Here is a 22,416-nt window from a genome sequence, read left to right on the forward strand (position 1 = left end):
GTTTTTTAGCCTAAGTGGTTTAGGACTTCCTTCCAATTCTCCCGATAATGTCTACTTAAGCGTACGGACTGGCCATTGGACATCAACCCATCATAATCGCCATTTTTACGCGATTTTAGTTCCCTAATGTGATTTTTATTGACAATTAGAGAACGATGCACCCGTAGAAAATATTCTGCATCTAAAAGGCTTTCAAGTTTTTTTAAACGGTCATCGCTTAGGATTTTTTGAGTTGTTGTATACAGCATGGCATAAGGTCTATCTGCTTTAATGCATACGATGGTTGCCATATCAACCTTTAGACGCCTGGTTCCATTTTTAATGGTCAAGCTTTGGGCCGACTTTGCAATTGGGAACTGCTTGTCTTGGGTTTTACTTTGAAGATAGTCCACCACAAAAGGACTACAGACATAGGCAATTAGGGTGTGATACAAGTGGTTGGACAGCACATTTTTAAGGATGGTTATAAAACGGTGGGGCACTGGATAAATGATATGGCTCGCCAAAATAAAAAGGCTCGTAAAAAGGAATATATGGACCACGCAAAAAACGAGGGCAGTGCCTAGAACGTATAGGATTTTAGTGGCTAATGTTTTGGGGTGAAACTTTTGGTATAAGCGATTGGCAAGGAAGAGCAACGGAATAAATAGGAGCCAATAGGTATTGTAAAGCATGGTATCTGGCCAATAGAAACCTGTAAATTGAATTTTAGAAAAAACAAAGTCTTGAAAAATAGCCAGACCATAAACGATAAGGCAGAACAAAACCAATAGCCCATAACTGGGATATAGGAGTTTGCGATTGAGTTTCTGTATGCCCATACTGTTTTAAATTAAGACCAAGCCTTGGGGAATTGGACTTTTAGCGAACTCAATTTAAATAAAAATATTGGGTTTATGCAGGATGAGACCAAAAGATGAAAGTATTTATATTTTATGAGCTGTCAATCTAAACTAGTTGGGGAGCAAGCCAATTTTCTTATAGGGAGAATTTTCAAGGCGCATAGGCGAATCCAAACGCAAACCGACCCACTATGGCTCCAATATTCCCCTTAAATTTTTGAAGCCACTACGCTTGCCTGATTGATGGCACGTTTGGCATCCAATTCGGCCGCAACATCTGCACCTCCAATAACATGAACCGTAATTCCCTTCGCTTCCAAGGGTTCTAATAAATTTTTAAAAGGCATTTGTCCCGCACAAATGACAACGTTATCTACCGCCAATACTTTTGGGGTTTCGTCTTCTATATAATGCAAACCTTCATCATCAATTTTGATGTATTGCACATTGTTGATAAACTGTACGTTCTTCTTTTTTAAGGTCGTTCTGTGAATCCACCCTGTAGTTTTTCCTAGATTGCTTCCAAATTTGCCTTTGCTCCGCTTAAACATAAATATTTCTCGGGCTGATGGTGCTACTATCGCTTTTACACCTTCGGTACCACTACGGGCTTCTAAGGTTTTATCAATACCCCATTCTTGCAACCAAGCGTCAATATTCAAGGCCGTACTTTCCCCTTCGTGGGCTAAATATTCCGAAACATCAAAACCAATGCCTCCAGCGCCAATAACAGCAACACGTTTCCCTACCGGCTTTTTTAGTTTTAAGACATCAATATAGTTCAGTACTTTGGGGTGTTCAATACCGGGAATCGTTGGTGTTCGCGGTTTTATGCCCGTCGCTAAAATCACTTCATCAAAGCCTCCTTTTTGCAAATCTTCAGCGGCAACACGAGTATTTAAGTGTACGCTTACCTTATGCAATTCTAGTTGTTTCTTAAAATAACGAATGGTTTCGTAAAACTCTTCCTTCCCCGGAATTTGCTTGGCCATATTAAATTGTCCGCCTAGTTCTGCATCGGCATCAAAGAGAGTTACTGCATGTCCGCGTTGGGCGGCAACGGTAGCGGCTGCTAATCCTGCAGGGCCAGCACCTACAACAGCAATGTTTTTCTTTTGCTCGGTAGGCAGATAATTTAGTTCCGTTTCATGACAAGCTCTGGGGTTGACTAAACAACTCGCTACTTTTTGCTGAAAAACATGGTCTAGACACGCCTGATTGCACCCAATACAGGTATTTATTTCGTCTGCTTTGTCGGCCTCCGCTTTTTGTACCCATTCTGGATCTGCTAAGAAAGGTCGCGCCATGGAAATTAAATCGGCATGCCCTTCTGCCAATACTTTTTCTGCCGTTTCTGGCATGTTTATTCTGTTAGAGGTCACTAAGGGAATGCTTAGTTCTGCCTTCATCTTTTTGGTCACCCAAGTAAATGCAGCTCTTGGTACTGAGGTTGCAATGGTAGGGATTCTAGCTTCATGCCAACCAATGCCCGTATTTATAATGGTGGCCCCTGCTTTTTCAATTTCCTTGCCTAGGGTGACCACCTCTTGCCAGCTACTTCCTTTTTCTACCAAATCTAACATGGAGAGTCGGTAGATGATGATAAACTCGGCACCAACGGCTTCCCGGGTTTGTTTAACCAGTTCTATGGGTAAGCGCATTCTGTTTTCATAGCTCCCGCCATAACCATCGGTACGTTTGTTGGTACGTTCACTAATAAATTGGTTGATTAAGTAGCCTTCCGAGCCCATGATTTCTACCCCATCATAACCTGCTAGTTTGGAGAGTTGGGCCGAATTGACAAAGTCACGAATGGTTCGTTTAATCCCGGAGGCGTTTAGTTTAAAAGGCTTAAAAGGGGTAATGGGCGATTTCTGTGCCGATGGTGCTACTAGAAAAGGATGATAACCGTAACGGCCTGCATGTAGAATTTGCATGCATATTTTACCCCCTTCTTTATGCACTGCATCTGTAATTACTTTATGGTGTTTTGCATGTTTTTTGGTACTCATACGTGCCGAAAAAGGCGCTGTCCATCCCTGAACATTGGGCGAAATACCTCCGGAAACAATAAGACCCACGCCACCTTTGGCCCGTTCTGCATAATAGGCGGCTATTTTTTCCAACCCATTTTTTTTCTCTTCCAAACCGGTATGCATAGACCCCATGATTATTCTGTTTTTTAGGGTGGTAAATCCTAGATCTAAGGGCTCAAAAATATGTGGGTATTTGCTCATTTGGATGACTGTTTTGGATTGCGTTACTATGCATGCATAATAAATAGCAAGGTACACTTTTTTTAGGATTCATTAAGAGTTTGGCAAACTGAAAAGAAAAAATTAAGTGGAAGTTTAGGTAATTTGATTTTAACTCAAAATAAAAATAGGTTTAATGATAAAATATGCTTCGAAGACTGTGTACTAAAAATCCTATCCCTAAGAATCACTTAAAAATATAAAACTTCACTCTTGTTCGGAATATTAAAAGTGAATTAGCTTCTAGTAACCATCTAGACAAGAATCTGGGGTGAATATTACTATAATACAGCCTTGGTATATACCATTCGTAGAACGCTTACTGCAGCCGCTACAAGGCTGTTTTGGCATTTTTGAGCTGTTTTTCCCGTAGTATACGGGTATTCAGAGAATTACGAATATGAAAATACCTATCAGCATTGTTGTTAAACAACTTTACATCATTTCCTAAAAACTAAAAGGGGACTTCCTATAACAAAAAATTAGTGTATTATTATACTGCAAACAAACAACGGCTATGAGCAACCAACAAAAAAAGAAACGCGCAATAATAGCATTCTTTACAGCCCTAATCTTTGGGGTTACCGCGTGTAATGATACTCCTAAAACAAAAGATAAACTAGCGGAGAGTACTGTTGCTAAAGACAAACCCAATATTTTATGGTTGTACCTAGAAGATACAGCACCCTTGTTAAGTTGTTACGGAACTTCCCTAATTGCCACACCCCATATTGACAGTTTGGCCCAACAAGGCGTATTGTTTAAAAATGTCTTTATGCCAGCCCCGGTATGCTCTGCAGTGCGAAGCAGTATTATTACAGGAGTCATGGCAACCACTACAGGCACTCAAAATCATCACAGCTCCCGAACCCTAGATTCTGGCATAGAATTACCAGAAGGCTTGGCAACAATTCCAGCACTGTTTAAAAAAGAAGGCTACTTTACCTTTAATAATGGTAAAGATGATTACAACTTTTTGTACGAACGCAAAGATTTGTACGATCAAGAATATACCATCCACCCATTGTATGGTAAAAGTGGGGTACGCTTGCCTATAGCTTCCTTAAAAGACCAGCAACCTTTCTTTGGACAAATTCAATTGTACGGCGGCAAAGAAATTTTCTCTAGTAGCTTTAAAGAAAATGTAAAATCACCCGTAGACCGCTCTAAATTTACACTGCCGCCTTATTTGCCTAACCATCCGGTGCTTGTAGAAGAATATGCCGCTCATTTAGAGGCCATTCAAATTACCGATGAAAAAGTCGGGCAGATCATGCGCCAATTAAAAGCAAATAATTTGCTCGAAAATACCATTGTTTTCTTTTTCTCGGACCACGGCATGCGCATTACCCGAAACAAGCAGTTTTTATATGATGGCGGATTACAGGTACCCTTAATTATTGCCGATTTTACAAAGCAGAAGGCTTCGCTTCCTGCAGGAACCATAAATGAAGATTTAATTGCAGGCCTTGATCTGGGAACAACGGCTTTGGCATTGGCCGGTATTGAAATCCCTGCGAACATGGAAGGCAAAAATATGTTGGCTGCAGCAGACCAACGGAAGTATGTTATTTCTACTAGAGACCGTTGCGATTTCACCATTGATCGCATTCGATCTGTACGTTCAAAAGAATATAAATACATCCGGAATTTTATGACCGACAGACCCTATTCACAACCCACCTATATGGATGTAGATGGCATCGAATTTATTCAGGTGATGCACCAATTACACAAAGATAACAAGCTGAATGCCGTACAAGATCGGTTTATGGCAAATGAAAGACCGGCAGAAGAATTATACGACCTAAAAGCAGATCCTTTTGAACTGAATAATTTAGCAGGAAACTCAGCCTACACAACTGTTCTACAAGAATATGCTACTGTTTTAGAAAATTGGATCACAACAACAGGCGATAAAGGCCAATACCCAGAAGATGAAAACAATTTAAAATTGATGTTAGGCATTTGGGGCAAACATTGCGTAAACCCGGAGTATGATGCCTTACGCGAAAAATTTCCAGACTTGGCAGGCTCTTGGTTCTATCTAAAAAGGGAAAAATCTGTCTTGGTAGATTCCACCTTTACAGAAGCCCCCTTGTTTAATATGAACCTCCCCAAAGAAGAACAGTCCATTCGAAAAAAATAAGTTGTTCATTCAAGTGGGAAGGAAGCCTTAGCGTTGTGGCGCATGCAGTAAAAGGGTCTACAGCCATTGTGCACTATTTCAAAGCAGCCATACGAAATAGTCCTATTAAAGGTTTTTGATAATGCCCTCTAGCTTGGCTGTAATTTCTTCAGCTACCGTTTGTAACTTTTCGTTTACCACAGCTTGCATTGAGGCCATTGGGTTTACAGCGGCTACCTCATACACTCCTTCTTCAATTTCCTGTACAATGACATTGCAAGGCAACATGGTTCCAATTTTGTCTTCTGCTAATAAGGCCTTATGTGCATAGGGCGCATTACAAGCACCAAGGATCCTGTACTTTTTAAAGTCTATATCCAGTTTTTCTTTAAAGGTTGCTGTTACGTCAATTTCAGTGAGTATACCAAACCCCTCATCTTTTAATGCTTGCGTAACCTTAGCTATAACTTCCTCAAAAGTGCCTTTGATTGTTTTATTAAAATAATACTTCATAGTTTTCAATTTATAATATTCAACATTTGTTTTTCGTATGCTTCTTTAGATAATTTGCCCTTTGCAAATTAACGGTCCATACTATTTATAGAATTTTCTTCCTTTGCGCTACTTTGTCCATTATGTGCGAAATACAGAAATACTGACAATACAAGTAGCCTTAATTAGTCAGGTAGCCACAGCATACCCAAAAGCACGGATATCCTATTTTCCTTTTTATTGTAGCAATCGGATTTCTTAATAGAAAGGTGATAAATTCCTTGTTGGACAATTTAGAATGTAGTGCCTAATTTTTAGAATGTATATGAATATTTTCCAACGGGAAATTCATTGCATCAGCGACAGGTACTAGACTAGTAATGTCTCTATGTCAGATTCTGTAAGATAGTCAATTTTAATGCAATAGGCGTGCTATAATCCCCCTTTGTTTGCCTTTATACCAGAAAGACGCCCTGAATTATTATTGTATTTTAATCCTGCAATGCCCAAGCCCAGAACATCGCTTAAAAAATGAAATCTGAAGTGAAATACGGCAGTATAAAAATCCTTTTTCCATAATTTTATGCTTACACCGACTAATAATTGGTGGAATGCAGTACCTTTTTTATTCCAGAATAGTTCGTCGATAAAAAAAGAGGGTTTGTATAGACAATTGCCTCAAACGTCTATTGGTTTCTAGTACAATGTGATCTAATTATATTTTTGTGCGGTTACATCAATGCATTCAAAAAATAAAATTAGATCTCAACCTTTCAGGTTTATTCATTGTCAGTTTTCTTTTTCTCAAGACGATTTAGACAGTATAATTTCCAGATAAAGCGGTTAGGTCTTATGGATAAAGGAGTGTTTGTAGCTAAAGAAAATATAGGACTAAGGAAAAGAACTATTAACTTGACTGAAATAAAACGAGAACTATGAAACTAAAATTAGCCATCCTACATTTATTGATTTGTACTGTTATTAGTGCACAGGATAAATCAACTTTTAAAGGGAGTGAAGATAATATTGAATACAAAGCAATTTTTGATGGTAAAAATGTGTATTTAACACTTCGTACAGAGTTCAAAATGACAATGCAAGCCATGCTTCACCGTGGTTATACCATATATTTTGATGTAAAAGGGAAGAAAAAGAAAAATGTAAGCATACAATACCCCGTAAAAAAAGAGCGTCTGGAAAAAGGAACTAGACCTGAAAGAGGCGAACGTAGCGCAAATGGGGAGCAAAATGGCCCAGATATCAATAAAATATTGGAAAACCTTTCAAAAATGGCAAACTATACAAGCTACGATTCATCTCAAGATTTTAATTTGGATTTAAACAATTTGGGTATCGCAATGAATTATAGTTATGAAGAAAGTACAGAGGAGGGCCCAATTTTAGAATATCATTTAAAAATTCCTGCTTCCAAAATTGTAAAGGAAAATGAAGATCTTTCAAAACTTTCTATTGGCATTGTTGCTACCGAGCAAGCAGAAAAGGAAAACAATCAACAATCCAATATGGGTAGGAGTGGAAGACAAGGTGGTGGTCAAGGTGGCCGTTCTAGGGGAAGTGGCGGTGGCCGTGGAGGTGCTGGAAACGGAGGTGGATCACAGCAAGGTAGAGAAACGACACAGCAAGCATCCATAGATTTTTGGTTTCATTTAAATGATAAAAAGAAATAGTAAAAAATGAAACCCTGCCAAACATGATTTTTCTAATGAACTGAGATTAAAAAGTAGTCTTGTACGCTACTTTGATCACTATGAAAAAGAAAGTTTTAAAGCCATGCAACAAAGGGCCAAAGAAAAGAAGTTTCCCTTTGTTTACTTAGCTGATGAAGGTCAAAAAGTAACCCCAAAGTACGGTGCTGTAAGAACTCCACATGTGTTTCTTTTAGACAAGGAAAAAAGGGTTCAATACATTGGTACTTTTGATGATAATGCCAAGTCTCCTGAAAATGTTAAGGTACACTATATTGAAAATGCTATAGAAGCATTGGAAAACAAGGAGAAACCCAATCCTAACTTCACAAAGGCTATTGGGTGTCCAGTAAAGCGCATTCAATAATTCTATTTTAATTGTATAACGGGCTAGGTAATGCTAGGACGTCAAGGCGGTTTCGATACTCTTCGAAACCGCTTTTTTTTTGGGGATATAGCTATTGCCCAGACCATATACTTTTAGGAATAGACCCCAACGGCATACGCTAAAAACAAGTACTACGTCTTTAAAGTGAATCCATTTTACTAACCCTTAATTCCTCCCCTAAAGAATCCTTGAATTTTCATCGATAAATAAGTGGCTTTGGTATAGCCAATCCCTACAAACGTCTATCGCCTTTGAGTAAGATGAGTTAGAATACCACCTTTGAAGTGTTAATTTAAAAACATTCAAAAAATGAAATTATATCTCATCCTTGCCAGTTTCTTCTTTGTGCAGATTGCTTTGGCACAAGATACAGTAACCACCACATCGGCCAAAGTATGGTCGTTAGAAGATTGTATCGTTTATGCCTTAGAAAACAATATCACCGTCAAAGAGGCTATCCTAAGTACAAACAATGCAGAAATAGACTATAGCAGGGCCAAATCGGCTCGATTGCCAAACCTATTTGGTAGTGCTACTCAAAGTTTTTCTAATGGTAACTCTATAGATCCGATTACAAGTAGTTATGTCACCAACCAGATTAACAGTACTAATGTGGGTATAAATAGTGTGGTGACCCTGTCTCAAGGAAATCAATTGAACAATCAAATTAAACAAAACAAACTGCGCTTAGAGCAAAGTGTCTTTTTGGAAGAGGTAGAGAAAAACAACATTGTTTTAACTATTTTAGAAACCTATTTACAAACCCTTTTTAGTAAAGAAAACATTGCTATTGCAGAAAGTAACTTAGCTGCTTCTGAAAAAGAGGTAAGTAGGGCTAAAGCGCGTTTGGATGCTGGTTCTATCGCCTTGAGCGACTATACCGAAGCCCAAAGTCAGGCTGCCACAAACAACTACAATCTAATTGCTGCAAAAAACAATTACCAACAATACATCATAACCCTAAAACAACTCTTGGAACTTTCTCCTTTAGACGATTTAGAAATTGAAACCATTGATGAAAATATGGATTTGATAAACCTGGAACTCAATAAGGTAGCCGTGTATAGTAAAGCTTTGGATTATCTCCCAGAAATCCAGGTAAGTCAATTAAATATTGCCGTAAATGAAAAGGAATTAGAGATTGCTAAAGGGGGCTTTTTACCTACGCTTTCCCTAACAGGAAGTATGGGTTCTGGCTATACAAGTATCAATGACAATACGTTTACAGATCAGTTTGATGTGAATTTTAATCAGCGTCTTGGGTTGACCTTAAACATTCCAATTTTCAATAGAAATCAGACCAAAGCAGCCGTACAAACGGCCACCATAAATATTGAAAAAGCGGAGTTGCAAAAGCAGCAAACAGAAAAAGATATCTATAAAAAAGTAGAAACGGCCTTTCAAAATGCAGTTTCGGCACAAGAACAAGTCATTGCAGCCGATGCCTCAAAAGATGCCGCTGAACAATCGTACAAACTGGCACAAAAAAAATATGAGTTAGGTGATTTAAGCACTACCGATTTAGTGATTAACCAAAACACATTTACCAACGCCCAACAAAACTATTTACAGGCCAAATACCTCAATATTTTATACCATCAATTATTACAATTTTATCAAGGAAATACTATCAAACTTTAATACATACTACCATGAAAAAAAATAAAAAACAGATCATTATAGGCAGCATCATAATCGTTGTACTTGCCATTGTAGGCTACTCATTTATAAAAGGAGATGATGCCCTCGTTGTTGAAGCAAAAACAGTAGCTGCTAAAAAAGCAAACGTAATCACTATGGTTACAGCCACAGGAAACATAGAGCCCATAACACAGGTAGAAGTTGGTACACAGGTATCTGGGGTCGTAGAAAAAATACACGTAGACTTCAACAGTATTGTAAAGGCAGGACAGCTGATTGCTGAATTGGACAAAACCAATCTTAATGCGGCTAAAACACAGTCACAAGCAGCTTATGATAATGCAATAAGTCAGAGAAACTACACCCAAACCATTTACGAGCGACAAAAAACCTTATACGATAATCAAGTGATAAGTAAATCTGATTTTGATGAGGCAGCATTCAATTACCAAACAGCAAAAGGTACGGCAACACAACGGTATTCAGACTTACAACAAGCACGAACTAATTTAGGGTATGCCAATATTTATTCGCCTATAGACGGAGTTGTTTTGTCTAGAGCTATAGATGAAGGGCAGACCGTAGCCGCTAGTTTAAGCACACCAACACTGTTTACCATTGCACAAGATTTAAAAGAAATGCAAGTAGAAGCAGACGTAGATGAGGCTGATATAGGACAGGTAAAAGAAGGACAACGGGTCACTTTTACGGTGGATGCCTATATAGGGGAAACCTTTGAAGGCGAGGTTACCCAGGTAAGATTAGATCCAACTGTTACTTCAAATGTTGTTACGTATACAGTTGTAATTAAAGCAGATAATCCAGATTTAAAGTTAAAACCAGGCTTAACAGCAACCATTTCTATTTATACCCTAGAGTTGAATAAGGTGCTAACTGCGGAAGCCAAAGCCATTAACTTTAAACCGGAAACAGAAACCTTAGTAACCTATAATGCACAACATCAATTAGAGGCTAATAATAGCGAAAGATCTCGAGAAGGAACCACACTTTGGGTGTTGGGAACTAATGGAGCTATAACTCCTAAAACCGTAACACTTGGTGCAAGTGATGGTGTAAATGTGCAACTATTAAGTGGTGTTTCAGAAGGAGAAAAACTTGTATATAGTTTAAAAGCTGTTGCGAAATCAGAAGTTAGTGCTGTAGCTAAAAGCGAAAGTCCTTTTATGCCACAACGACCAGGAGGTAACAAGAAAAAATAAAGAACCATGAGTAAAGCAATCATTAAAATAGAAGATTTAAAACGAGAGTTTGTCATGGGAACCGAAACGGTGCATGCGCTAAAAGGTATTTCGTTTGATATTAAAGAAGGTGAATTTGTAACCATTATGGGGTCTAGTGGTTCTGGTAAAAGTACCATGCTAAATATTTTAGGATGCTTAGACCAACCCACCTCAGGAACTTATGACATTGATGGCGTAGGAGTAAAAGACCTCAGTAGAAATGAATTAGCGACCATTAGAAACGAGAAGATTGGTTTTATATTTCAATCCTATAATTTGTTAGCGAGAACATCTGCTCTTGAAAACGTAGAATTACCGTTGTTATACAACAGCAATGTATCTACAGAAGAGCGCAGAAAACGGGCTATTGAAGCATTAGAAAAAGTAGGATTAGGGGATCGTTTGCAACATACACCTTCCCAACTTTCTGGCGGACAACAACAACGGGTGGCTATTGCCAGATCGTTGGTAAACAATCCGGTAATGATCCTAGCAGATGAAGCCACAGGAAACTTAGACACACGCACCTCTTACGAGATCATGTCCTTATTTCAAGAGTTAAACAAGCAAGGAATTACCATCACCTTTGTAACGCACGAGCCAGATATTGCAACCTTTAGCAGTAGAACCATTGTATTAAAAGATGGTGAAATTATGCAAGATTATAAAAATCATACGATACAGTCTGCAGCAAACGAATTAGCGAAATTACCTAAACAAGACCATTAATTATGAGACTATTAAATTTATTAAAAATCGCGTTTAAAGCTATTGTTCTTAACAAAATGAGAACCTTGCTAACTATGTTGGGCATCATCATTGGTGTGGCTTCTGTAATTGCCATGTTGGCTATAGGAGAAGGATCTAAAGAAAGTATTCGCACCAACATTTCCGCAATGGGTTCTAATATGATAACTATAAAAGCAGGAGCTGATGTTCGAGGCGGTGTAAGACAAGAAGCAAGTGTTATGGAATCGCTTACGTTAAGTGATTATGAAGCTATTAAAGCACAGTCTACACTGTTAAGTTATAGTTCTCCAGTGGTAGAGGGTAGAGGTCAGGTTATAAACGGTTCTAATAACTGGCCATCCTCTATTTATGGTGTTAATCCTGAATATTTAAGCATTAAAGTGGTGGACTTACAAAGCGGGAGTATGTTTACAGATGCAGAGGTGCAAACAGCTTCTAAAGTTGCTGTAATTGGTCAAACCGTTGTAGATAATGTGTTTTCTGATGGGCAAGATCCAGTTGGGCAAATGATTCGTTTTAATAATATTCCGTTTAAAGTCATTGGTGTTTTAGAAGAAAAAGGAGAAAACACCTTTGGCCAAGACCAGGATGATGTGGTTATTGCACCTTATACAACAGTACAAAAACGTATTTTAGCGATCAATCATTTAAATCAAATTATTTCATCTGCAATTAGTGAGGAAGAAGCGCCAAATGCTGTTATAGAAGTCTCTAAAATTTTACGTGAACAACACAAATTAACCGATAATGATACAGATGATTTTTCCGTGCGTTCTATGGAAGAGTTAATTTCAACCTTTAGTTCTACCAGCGAAATGCTGACCATTCTATTAGTTGCAGTAGCTAGTATTTCTTTATTAATTGGAGGTATTGGCATTATGAATATCATGTATGTATCTGTAAAAGAACGAACTAAAGAGATTGGATTGCGCATGGCAGTAGGAGGAAAGGGGTCCGACATCTTAATGCAGTTTTTAATAGAAGCCATTTTAATTAGTATAACTGGTGGTGTTTTGGGTGTATTATTAGGGCTTGGAGCAACGGTGTTTATCGAAAAATTCTTAAATTGGCCTACAAGCGTAGCGATGTATTCTATTGTCATCTCTTTTGCAGTATGTGCTGTAACAGGAATCTTTTTTGGATGGTATCCAGCGCGGAAAGCTTCAGCTTTAGACCCTATAACCGCTTTGCGTTACGAGTAAATAAATTATGTACAAAAACAAAACAATAACAATCTTATCACATGTGTTAGTTTGGCTAACATTAGTGTGTTTGCCTTACTTACTATCGTATGGACAAGATCAAGAAATTAATAGAGTTATTGCTCATTTTTGGATTCCTTTATTCTTTTCAGTAATTATCTTTTACTTTAACTATTTTGTATTAGTAGATCGCTTTTTGTTTCCTAAAAAAACAATAGTATTTATTCTCATAAATTCAGTCATTATCGTCTTGTTCTTATTTTTAAAAGAATATATTGAAGATAATTTTTTTCAAAATATTATAAAAAAACGCAGTGAAAATACAGAGAGAATTAGACCACCATTTAATATGGCTATCTACATCCAACTGTTGTCCTATTTAGCGCCTTTATTCTTTTCCATTGCTTTAAAATCTACAAAACGATGGGTTAAAACAGAAGCAGAACGCAAAGAAGCTACTAATTTTAAGTTGAAATCAGAATTACAGCATTTGCACTATCAATTGCAACCGCATTTCTTTTTTAACTCCTTAAATAATATTTATTCCTTAGTCGACATTTCACCAGATCAGGCTAAAACGTCTATTCACAGTTTAAGTAAACTGATGCGATACATGTTGTACGAAACCAATTTAGCGGTTGTACCACTGACGAAGGAAATTGATTTTCTTGAAAAGTATATCGATTTAATGAAATTAAGGGTTTCTGATAAAACGGTTGTTACATCCAATTTTCCAAGAACAGAAACAGCTATTGAAATTGCACCTTTGTTATTTATTTCGCTTATTGAAAATGCGTTTAAACATGGGGTATCTGCCACCAAAGAAAGCGAAATTAACATCGTGATGAGCACTGAGAATAAAACAGTTTTATTTTCGGTTGAAAACAACAATTTTCCCAAGAAGACAAACGATAAAAGTGGTTCTGGCATTGGACTTAAAAATTTAGAAAAACGATTGGAGTTGTTGTATCCAGGTAAATTTAGCTTTGAAACTAGTTTAAAAGAGGATCGCTTTCTAGTAAGCTTAAAAATAGAAACGGATGACGTATAAGGCTCCTGCTTTTTTTAAGTGGTATTGCAAAGGATAAACCCAATTCATCTAAAATTACTAAAGTGTTGTAATTCCCAAATCAGGATTTGTTTAAATTTTAATATATGAAGGACGCCTCTAAGCAAACTCTTTTAGAGCTTTTTAAAAAACTTTGGAACTATGTAAAACCGTATAAAAATTTGGTAATTGCATCCTTAGTCCTAACTATTATTGGTTCATTTTTGGCACAAGTTAATGCCTTGGTATTGCGTTACACCGTTGATGAACTAACGACCTTAAGTGATTCCAATAAAACCGTAGAAGCTGGTTTTACGCTCTTAACTACAATTAGTATTATTCTTTTGTTAAAGGAAGGTATTTATGCATTGGTACAATTTGGTCAAAAGTTCTATGGAGAAAAAATGAAAATTTACATTTCAAAGGACTTTGCACAAAATATTGTAGAGCGAATATTGACCTATAAAATGGCTTTTTATAGCTCTCCAACGAATGAAAGTGGCAAATTACAAACTAGAATAGATTTGGGGGTATCAAGCCTTACTCAGTTAGTAAAAAACTTCTTTATTGATATATTACCTTTATTCTTTAATGCGGTTGTCGCTTTAATTATCATGTTTAACGCCAATATATATGTTGGGTTTGTAAGTCTTGCAATTATTCCGCTTTTTTTCTACATCAGCAGCCTGCAGGCTAAAAAGCTAAAAGGCTTTAGACGAACCATGAGAAAATATAGAGAGACAAAAAATAATGGTATCATTAGTTTAATAAATTCCATAACCGTTATAAAATCTTTTACAAGAGAAGATTTTGAAAGTAACAAGCATGAAGCAATTCAGTTAGACATGACTGAAAATCAATTGCAAACAAGAAAATTAAGCTTCTTATTTGACGGACTAAAGAAATTTACAGAACAATTTGGAGTCGTTATTATTATCATATTAACCGCTTATTTTGTTTTAAATGGAAGTATGACTATTGGCGCTATAATGTTTCATATTTTATTGTTTAACAATGTATCGGCCCCCATACAACAATTACATCGCATCTATGATGAAGTACAAGATGCGATAATATATTCTGATGCCTTTTTTGAGATTATGGAAGCAGATGACGAAACAGAATTAAGCGGAACCTATATTCCTAAAAAAGTTACAGGTACTTTTGAGGTTAAAAATGTAGATTTTGCGTATCCTAACGGAACAAAAGCCCTTTATGATGTTTCCATGGTTATTAAACCCAATACCATAAATGCCCTGGTTGGTTTAAGTGGAGCTGGTAAAAGCACAGTAATTAATTTGTTAGATAAATTCTATGCCCCAACTTCTGGTAAAATACTTTTAGATGGAATTGATTTACAAGAGTACGATACGCATTGGTTACGCGCCAATATAGGATTGGTACTACAAAAAAATCATATCTTTAATGGAAGTATTAGAGAAAACATCCTTTATGGAAAGGAAGATGCTACAGAGAAAGAGATTGTAGCCGCAGCAAAACAAGCCTATATCCATGCACAAATTATTCAATTGCCAGATGGCTATAATTCAAAAGCAACGTTACTCTCGGGAGGTCAACAACAGCGTGTTTCTATAGCTCGATTGTTTTTAAAAAATCCTCCTATTATTTTCCTTGATGAACCTACTGCAAGTTTGGATGCAGTAGCTACAGAAAAAATTAAAAAAAGTTTAGATGGCATAAAAAAAGGGCGAACAGTAATCGTTATTTCCCATAGTATTTCTCAAATAATAGATGCCGAAAATGTTATTGTTTTAGAAAAAGGAAAGGTAATGGAACAAGGTACACATGAAGCATTGTATGACAATGAGAGTGCCTATTATAAAATTTTTAATGCGATGGCCAATAGCTTAAATATCGATAAAATTAAAAATACCTTAAAGGAATAAAATTTTAATTTTAAATGAATACCAACCCTAAATAACAAAACGAAAGACTATGAAACATTCAATTTTAATTATTCTTATCGTCTTTTCCTTGGGTCCCATTTCTGCGCATGAAGGGGGGCATGGTACCCTATTAAAACAATGGACAATACAACCAACCAATGAAATCATAGCAGGCGATTTTATTAAAGTTGAAAATGATCAGGTATGGTTAATGCAAGGCAATCATACGGCGAAAGCCTATCTTATTTCAGATTTTTCTGTTGCAGACCAAAAGTATATTACAACAAGAAACGAACTCATTCATGCATTGAATAGTAGTTCAACAAATACTTTGTTTTTAAATTATAATACAGCCCTGATCCTTATGGGTTTTCTGTTCCTAATCTTCTCCATTTTTCAATTGACAAAACAAAGAAAACTAGTACATCTAAGTTACGGATTTCTCGGTATTGGGTTGCTCGTATTTGTTTCCTGTAAAAACACAACAACCTCCAAAAAACCCACGCTGAACCTTCCGCAAAATGATGTTAGCTTTATGCAATCACTTTTTGAAAAATTTAAAGGTGTTAAAACACATTCAGACGAAAACTATCTGTATATATCATCAAATGGTTTACCAGATCACAATATGATGGTGGGTATAACAAACTGGCAACAGCAAGTTCCTATCAATCAGAATTACTCAGGTACCAATAGTTGGGCCATACCTACGCATCCAAAAATGGCAGTACATCCCTTATCTACGAAAACCAATTTGTTAAAAGGGGCCATTGCTGTTGCTGTAAATGGAATTCCTATTTTTAACCCATTGAATAATAGGGGAGAAGATGCTAATGCTATTGGAGAATTAGATCATTGGGGCGGACATTGTGGACGGGCAGATGATTATCATTACCATTTACCACCCTTGCATTTGCAAGAACAAGTAGGTGCCGGAAACCCTATTGCTTATGCGGTTGATGGCTTTCCTGTTTATGGTGAAACAACAGCTACCTTGGACAAATATTTAGGGACAATGAATGCCGATGGATCTTACCAATACCACACCATTAAAAATTACCCTTATTTTATTGCAGCAATGCGGGGAGAAGTACAATTAGACCCAAAAACAAAAGCACCAGAAAATCAAGTTTATCCGCAACCTAGAACACAAGAATTACGCCCGGCATTAAGACCGTTAAGAGGCGCTGAAATTGTAGGTTTTAAAAAGACAAACACTAATTCCTATGCCTTAACCTATCAATTAGATGCAAAAGAATATATCATAAATTATAGTTGGGATAGCGAAGATACTTATACCTATCAATTTGTAAACTCAGAGGGCACATCAACAATTGAAACCTATAAACCGAGACACAAATGAAGCATTCAAAATTTTTAATACCCCTACTTTTCATTTGTAGACACAAATTAGATGACAATCATGAAAATTAAAAACAGACTTCCTATCATTGCTTTTTCCCTTCTTACGCTTTTAGGGTGCAACAATGGCAAGAAAACAGCACAAACCAATTCTGAAGTAACACATAAATCAGCTTATGAAACCTATAAGGGTACTGCTTCTGTATCCCAGGGTCTAGCAAAAGTAGAAACTGATAATCTATTTGAGTGTGAAAGAGGTAGAAAAGCACCTATGGGTACCTCTACAGCACTAGATGGTACGGTTTGGACGGTTCCTGCTGAAGTAAATTTTACAGATGCTAGTTTTCCTTTTGCATCGGATTTGTACAATCAGTGTACTAAGGTTGAGTACAGTTCCGCAACAGCCGCCTTAGCTGCTTTAGACGGATCAGACATCATAGAAATTGATGCAGACGGAGAGGTAATTACCGCTTTTGTATTTGCAGATAACTATTTTGAAATGTACATCAACGGGAATCCAGTAGCAAAAGACAATGTTCCTTTTACACAATTCAATTCTAATATTGCTCGTTTTAAAGTGCAACGTCCCTTTACAATCGCTATGAAACTTGTAGATTGGGAAGAAAATAGTGGTGTAGGAACGGAGAGTAATAGAGGTAATGCACACCATGCAGGTGATGGTGGCTTGGTTGCTGTTTTTAAAGATGCGAAAAATGAAATTGTAGCAACTACCAATGCCAAATGGAAAGCGCAAACATTTTATACAGCACCACTAATAGATTTGTCGTGTGTATCTGAAAAAGGAAGCCTACGCTTATCAGATAATTGTAAAACCGAAGCTTCAGACGATGGAAAGGCGTATTATGCCCTGCATTGGAAGCTGCCTTCCAATTGGCAGACTAACGAATTTGATGATAGTGAATGGCCCAATGCCACGGAGTATACCAACGCTACTATTGGAGTAGATAACAAACCATCGTACACCAATTTTACAACTATTTTTGACGACAGTTCAAAGGATGCTAAATTTATTTGGTCTACCAATGTGGTTTTAGACAATGAGGTTATTGTTCGCTATACCGTAGAATAAGGAATACCAATACCGAAGTTAAAAAGAGGAATATCCAAAAACTGGAAACCTTAAATAATTAGAAATTATCCAAAGTATGAGTACTATTAAAATTAGTTGTGTTATTGTAGACGATGAGCCTATGGCGCTTAATTTGGTTGAAAGTTATGTGGAGAAAACTCCCTTTTTAGAGCTAAAACAAAAGTGTAGTAGCGCTATTGAAGCCATGGAGTTTGTTAAAAACGAAGCGGTAGATTTGTTGTTTTTAGATATTCAGATGCCCGATTTAACAGGGCTTGAGTTGTCTAAAATGTTACCCAAAGAAACGCGGGTGATTTTCACCACAGCCTTTGATCAGTACGCTTTAGAAGGTTTTAAAGTAGATGCTTTAGATTATTTACTAAAACCGTTTGATTATGCTGAGTTTTTGGCGGCGGCTAACAAAGCGAGTACTTGGTTTTCGCTAAGCAAAGGAAAGCAGCAAAACCTAGTTTCCGAAGCAAAAGAATTCCTTTTTGTAAAATCGGAATACAAGCAGTTGCGTATTAAATTAGCGGATGTTTTGTATTTTGAGGGCTTAAAAGACTATATCAAAATATGGTTAAAGGACAACCCGAAACCTATTTTAACCTTAATGAGCTTAAAATCACTGCAAGAAGAATTACCTGAAACGCAATTCTTACGCGTACACAGGTCCTTTATTGTGTCTTTGAAAAATATTGAGGTGATAGAGCGGAGTCAAATCATTATTAATAATCAGCGCATTACCATTTCGGAGCAATACAAGCCTAGCTTCTTTGCATATATTAACAATAACTCTCTCTAAAAGGTACGCTTAGCTATAGTGGCTCTAAGATTAGGGCCTACAATTTTAATGTGTTCTATGCAGATGGCAATGCAAGCGTAAAGCTAAGCGTAATCACCGGTTTTTTGGGATTAAGAACCTAAAAAACTCAATTCGTTTCAAGGCAAGGTATACCTATGGGTGTGCCTTTTTTTGTTTCCAACAAAGAAGAGTTTGTATAGATAGCCGTAACCTGGTAGTTATACTAATCTAGTTTGTAGATACAAATTAGGAGACTGTCTATTTTCTTTTCTTTCTAGTCCTTTTAAAAATACATTTATAGTATTAATACAAAGTAGAGTCATTGTAGTAAACCGAAGTATAACTTTAAAATTAGAAATTATGAAAACATTATTAAAATCATACCTGATACCTGCAGTACTTTTAGTTGCTTTTACAACACAAGCTACCGCACAAACAAGACGTACTACCAAAGAGAATACAGTAGTAACAAAGACAACAAAAAGAAGTGCTGTAAACAGCAGAGTACCTAGCACTAGAGTTACCTATAAAACGCCAACAAAGAAAGTGGTTTCAGTTAGAACTGTACCAAACAGAACCGTTATTCAACATAGAGGACAAAACTATTACTACGCTAATAATAAATATTATACCCAATCTAGAGGAAGTTATATTGTGATAGCTCCAAAGGTTGGTTTTAGAATAAACGTGTTACCGGCAAATTATAAACGAGTACGTTCTAACAACCACAATTATTATAACGTGGATGGTATATTTTACACACAAGTTAATCACGAATACGAAGTGGTAGATCCAGAAGTAGGTACCGTTGTTTATGAGCTTCCAGGGGATTATGAAAAAGTAATTATCAATGGACAAACCTATTATGAGTATGCAAATATACTCTATGAAAAAGTACAAATAAATAACACAAGAGCGTATGAAGTAGTTGGTATTATTGAAATGAATTAAAAATTGAGTTCGTCATGAAAAAGGAGGATAGTAATATACTAATCCTCCTTTTTTTGTTGCCTAAAATTCGCCTATTTATTGTAATTTCTCAGAATAATATGGAAAGTGACTATCGAATTAATACTATTTTTATGCCGCAGTTTCTCCTTTTTCGCCAACAAGAAAAACGCCCCAATCTGCAATAGCTTTAATTACCGGAATTAATGTTTTTCCCAAATCGGTTAACGAATACTCTACTTTTAATGGAGGTTTAGACGTATATACTTTCCGTTTTACAATGCCATCTTCTTCCAAAGTCTTTAACTGTAAGCTTAAAGTGCGCTCTGTAACAGTTGGCATTTCCTTCCTTAGTTCATTGTATCGCAATGTGCCATCTATTAAATGAAATAAAATGACGGTCTTCCATTTCCCTCCAATGATCCCCATGGTTAAACTAGCACAACACGGGTATTCTTTTCCTTTAAATTGATACATATTGTAATTTAAAAAGTGATACTATTCCTGTTTACTGATGGTACAAAGATATACTACTATATTAAATTACACAACTATACTTTTTATAGTATTTTATTTTATATTCAATTAACTGATTATTAGGAATTTATAAGATTTTATTTATACTATCCTTTTTGACCGTTATTGCCAGTTCTAATTCCTATACTTACTTTTGTCACTATAAAAATTATAGTACAAACCATACAACAAAAAAAAACAAACAAATGAATACACCAAACATTGCAAAAGAAGACATCTTAAATGCCTTTAATTTTAGACATGCAACTAAAGAATTTGATGCGACTAAAAAGGTTTCAGATGAAGACATAAATTTCATCTTAAAAACAGCCAATCTATCACCAAGTTCGTTTGGTTTTGAGCCTTGGCATTTTATTGTAGTTCAAGACAAGGAGTTGCGTGAGTTATTAAAACCTGTTGCGTGGGGAGCACCCTTAAAATTAGATACTGCAAGTCATTTTGTATTGGGTTTAAGTATGAAAGCACCAATGGTAAAACACGATGCAGATTACATTATGCACATGATGAAAGATGTAAAACAATTACCAGAAGAGGTTATTGAAATGTATTCTACATTTTACAGAGAGTTTCAAGAGCGTGATTTCGATTTAGATACCGATAAAAAATTATTCGATTGGTCTGCCAAACAAACCTACATCGCTTTAGGTAATATGATGACGGCTGCTGCTTTAACAGGAATTGATAGTTGCCCCATTGAAGGGTTTCATCAAGAAAAAGCAGAAGCCTTATTAAAAGAAAAATTTGGAGTGGATACTGATAAATACGGCCTGTCATTTATGGCTGCCTTTGGGTATCGAAAAACAGATCCTGAATTTGGGAAATCGAGACGAAACTTTGAAGATATCGTTACCTTTAAGTAAGCATTTCTAATCTAAAAAACACACAAAATGAAAGCAATAGGATATAAAGAGAATCTTCCAATTGAAGATGTTAAGTCGCTCCAAGACATAGAATTAAACACGCCAAAAGCCACTGGAAAAGATATTTTAGTAGAAATAAAAGCCATTTCTGTAAATCCAGCAGATTACAAAGTACGTGCGGGAATGCCAGTAGAAGGAAACGATTGGAAAGTGATTGGATGGGATGCTACCGGAATTGTAAAAGAAATTGGAGAGGATGTCTCTTTGTTTAAAGTTGGTGACGAAGTTTGGTATGCAGGAGATTTTACTCGTCAAGGAAGTTATGCGCAATACCAAGTTGTAGACGAACGGATTGTTGGTAAAAAACCTTCTCGTTTGTCGTATGCGGAAGCTGCAGCTTTACCGTTAACTTCACTTACGGCTTACGAAATGTTATTTGATCGATTACAGGTTTCAAAAGACAATGCTAGCAAATCAATTTTAGTAATTGGTGCTGCTGGAGGCGTTGGATCTATTTTGGTACAATTGGCTAAAAAGCTAACAAAACTGAATATTATTGGAACTGCTTCTCGGGAAGAAACTACTGCCTGGTTAACAGAATTGGGGGCAGATTCTGTAATAAACCACAGAAATAAATTAAGTGAAGAATTAGAGAAATTCAAGCTTCCTGAACCAGATTACGTAGTGAGTTTAAACGGAACAGAGCAACATGCAGATGAGATCGTTAAACTCATTAAACCACAAGGTAAATTTGGGTTTATTGACGATCCAAAATTGTTTAACGTCATGCCTTTTAAAGCAAAATCGGTTTCCACGCATATCGAATTTATGTTTACGCGTTCTATGTTTCAGACAGAAGACATGCTAGCGCAACACAACATTTTAAACGAAGTATCTACGCTAATTGACAACGGAACCATTAAAACCACGTTAGGGGAGAATTTCGGAATTATAAATGCAGAAAACCTTCGTAAAGCTCATGCTTTCTTAGAAACAGGAAAAGCCAAAGGTAAAATTGTTTTAGAAGGATTTTAACCCAGTTGTCACTTCGAGTGAATTTCGAGGAACGAGAAATTTGTATCGAGAAGTCTAGATGAAGTTGAATTTTTAATAATATATCACTTCGAGTGTTTTTATTGAAATGCAATCCAATCAAAATAAAAACAATTGTCACTTCGAGTGAATTTTGAGGCACGAGAAATTAGTATCGAGAA

General features: G+C 36.5%; 19 protein-coding genes. 15 read left to right on the top strand and 4 right to left on the bottom strand.

Going from position 1 to position 22,416, the window contains the following annotated elements:
• Positions 1–5: 5 nt before the first annotated feature.
• Positions 6–821 (bottom strand): LytTR family DNA-binding domain-containing protein, encoded by an 816-nt coding sequence (locus MWU65_RS06510; RefSeq protein WP_247076376.1) that lies wholly within the window; start codon positions 819–821, stop codon positions 6–8.
• A gap of 230 nt (positions 822–1,051) precedes the next feature.
• Positions 1,052–3,079, bottom strand: a complete 2,028-nt coding sequence (locus tag MWU65_RS06515; RefSeq protein WP_247076377.1) for an NADPH-dependent 2,4-dienoyl-CoA reductase — start codon at positions 3,077–3,079, stop codon at positions 1,052–1,054.
• A 535-nt stretch (positions 3,080–3,614) separates the two neighbouring features.
• On the opposite strand from MWU65_RS06515, the gene MWU65_RS06520 reads away from it, so the two are divergent.
• Positions 3,615–5,246, top strand: coding sequence for a sulfatase (locus tag MWU65_RS06520; protein WP_247076378.1), 1,632 nt, complete (start codon positions 3,615–3,617; stop codon positions 5,244–5,246).
• 105 nt (positions 5,247–5,351) lie between these two features.
• Here MWU65_RS06520 and MWU65_RS06525 read toward each other — a convergent pair whose 3' ends face one another.
• Positions 5,352–5,738, bottom strand: coding sequence for a DUF302 domain-containing protein (locus tag MWU65_RS06525; protein WP_247076379.1), 387 nt, complete (start codon positions 5,736–5,738; stop codon positions 5,352–5,354).
• Positions 5,739–6,652: 914 nt separating this feature from the next.
• Between MWU65_RS06525 and MWU65_RS06530 the strand changes: the two genes are divergently transcribed.
• The 12 genes from MWU65_RS06530 (at position 6,653) to MWU65_RS06585 (ending at position 19,808) form a co-directional block, all read left to right on the top strand.
• A complete protein-coding gene (locus MWU65_RS06530) occupies positions 6,653–7,405 on the top strand; it encodes a hypothetical protein (protein ID WP_247076380.1) in 753 nt (250 codons plus the stop codon).
• Positions 7,406–7,445: 40 nt separating this feature from the next.
• Positions 7,446–7,790, top strand: coding sequence for a redoxin family protein (locus MWU65_RS06535; protein WP_348646027.1), 345 nt, complete (start codon positions 7,446–7,448; stop codon positions 7,788–7,790).
• 330 nt (positions 7,791–8,120) lie between these two features.
• Positions 8,121–9,452, top strand: a complete 1,332-nt coding sequence (locus tag MWU65_RS06540; RefSeq protein WP_247076382.1) for a TolC family protein — start codon at positions 8,121–8,123, stop codon at positions 9,450–9,452.
• Positions 9,453–9,463: 11 nt separating this feature from the next.
• Entirely contained in the window at positions 9,464–10,672 is a 1,209-nt protein-coding gene (locus MWU65_RS06545; RefSeq protein ID WP_247076383.1) for an efflux RND transporter periplasmic adaptor subunit, read from the top strand.
• Between the two features lie 6 nt (positions 10,673–10,678).
• Positions 10,679–11,422 carry an ABC transporter ATP-binding protein gene (locus MWU65_RS06550; protein ID WP_247076384.1) on the top strand — a complete coding sequence of 248 codons (744 nt, stop codon included), beginning with the start codon at positions 10,679–10,681 and terminating at the stop codon, positions 11,420–11,422.
• A gap of 2 nt (positions 11,423–11,424) precedes the next feature.
• Positions 11,425–12,645 carry an ABC transporter permease gene (locus MWU65_RS06555; protein WP_247076385.1) on the top strand — a complete coding sequence of 407 codons (1,221 nt, stop codon included), beginning with the start codon at positions 11,425–11,427 and terminating at the stop codon, positions 12,643–12,645.
• A gap of 7 nt (positions 12,646–12,652) precedes the next feature.
• A complete protein-coding gene (locus MWU65_RS06560; RefSeq protein ID WP_247076386.1) occupies positions 12,653–13,696 on the top strand; it encodes a histidine kinase in 1,044 nt (347 codons plus the stop codon).
• 104 nt (positions 13,697–13,800) lie between these two features.
• The gene (locus MWU65_RS06565) at positions 13,801–15,600 is read left to right on the top strand and encodes an ABC transporter ATP-binding protein (protein ID WP_247076387.1); all 1,800 of its coding nucleotides are present in this window, start codon (positions 13,801–13,803) and stop codon (positions 15,598–15,600) included.
• A 49-nt stretch (positions 15,601–15,649) separates the two neighbouring features.
• Entirely contained in the window at positions 15,650–16,963 is a 1,314-nt protein-coding gene (locus MWU65_RS06570) for a YHYH protein (RefSeq protein WP_247076388.1), read from the top strand.
• 60 nt (positions 16,964–17,023) lie between these two features.
• Complete coding sequence (locus MWU65_RS06575) at positions 17,024–18,052, top strand: hypothetical protein (protein WP_247076389.1); 1,029 nt, start codon at positions 17,024–17,026, stop codon at positions 18,050–18,052.
• A gap of 76 nt (positions 18,053–18,128) precedes the next feature.
• Positions 18,129–18,857 (top strand): LytTR family DNA-binding domain-containing protein, encoded by a 729-nt coding sequence (locus MWU65_RS06580; RefSeq protein ID WP_247076390.1) that lies wholly within the window; start codon positions 18,129–18,131, stop codon positions 18,855–18,857.
• Between the two features lie 360 nt (positions 18,858–19,217).
• Positions 19,218–19,808, top strand: coding sequence for a DUF6515 family protein (locus MWU65_RS06585; protein ID WP_247076391.1), 591 nt, complete (start codon positions 19,218–19,220; stop codon positions 19,806–19,808).
• 129 nt (positions 19,809–19,937) lie between these two features.
• Here the strand turns inward: MWU65_RS06585 and MWU65_RS06590 are convergent, their stop codons facing one another.
• Positions 19,938–20,282, bottom strand: coding sequence for a helix-turn-helix domain-containing protein (locus tag MWU65_RS06590; protein WP_247076392.1), 345 nt, complete (start codon positions 20,280–20,282; stop codon positions 19,938–19,940).
• A 245-nt stretch (positions 20,283–20,527) separates the two neighbouring features.
• Between MWU65_RS06590 and MWU65_RS06595 the strand changes: the two genes are divergently transcribed.
• Together MWU65_RS06595 and MWU65_RS06600 are read left to right on the top strand one after the other, a co-directional pair.
• Complete coding sequence (locus MWU65_RS06595) at positions 20,528–21,202, top strand: NAD(P)H-dependent oxidoreductase (RefSeq protein ID WP_247076393.1); 675 nt, start codon at positions 20,528–20,530, stop codon at positions 21,200–21,202.
• 27 nt (positions 21,203–21,229) lie between these two features.
• Entirely contained in the window at positions 21,230–22,237 is a 1,008-nt protein-coding gene (locus tag MWU65_RS06600) for a zinc-binding alcohol dehydrogenase family protein (protein WP_247076394.1), read from the top strand.
• The last annotated feature ends 179 nt before the right edge of the window (positions 22,238–22,416 follow it).

The organism is Cellulophaga sp. F20128 (genome assembly GCF_023015805.1).
In the GTDB taxonomy this organism is placed as follows: domain Bacteria; phylum Bacteroidota; class Bacteroidia; order Flavobacteriales; family Flavobacteriaceae; genus Cellulophaga.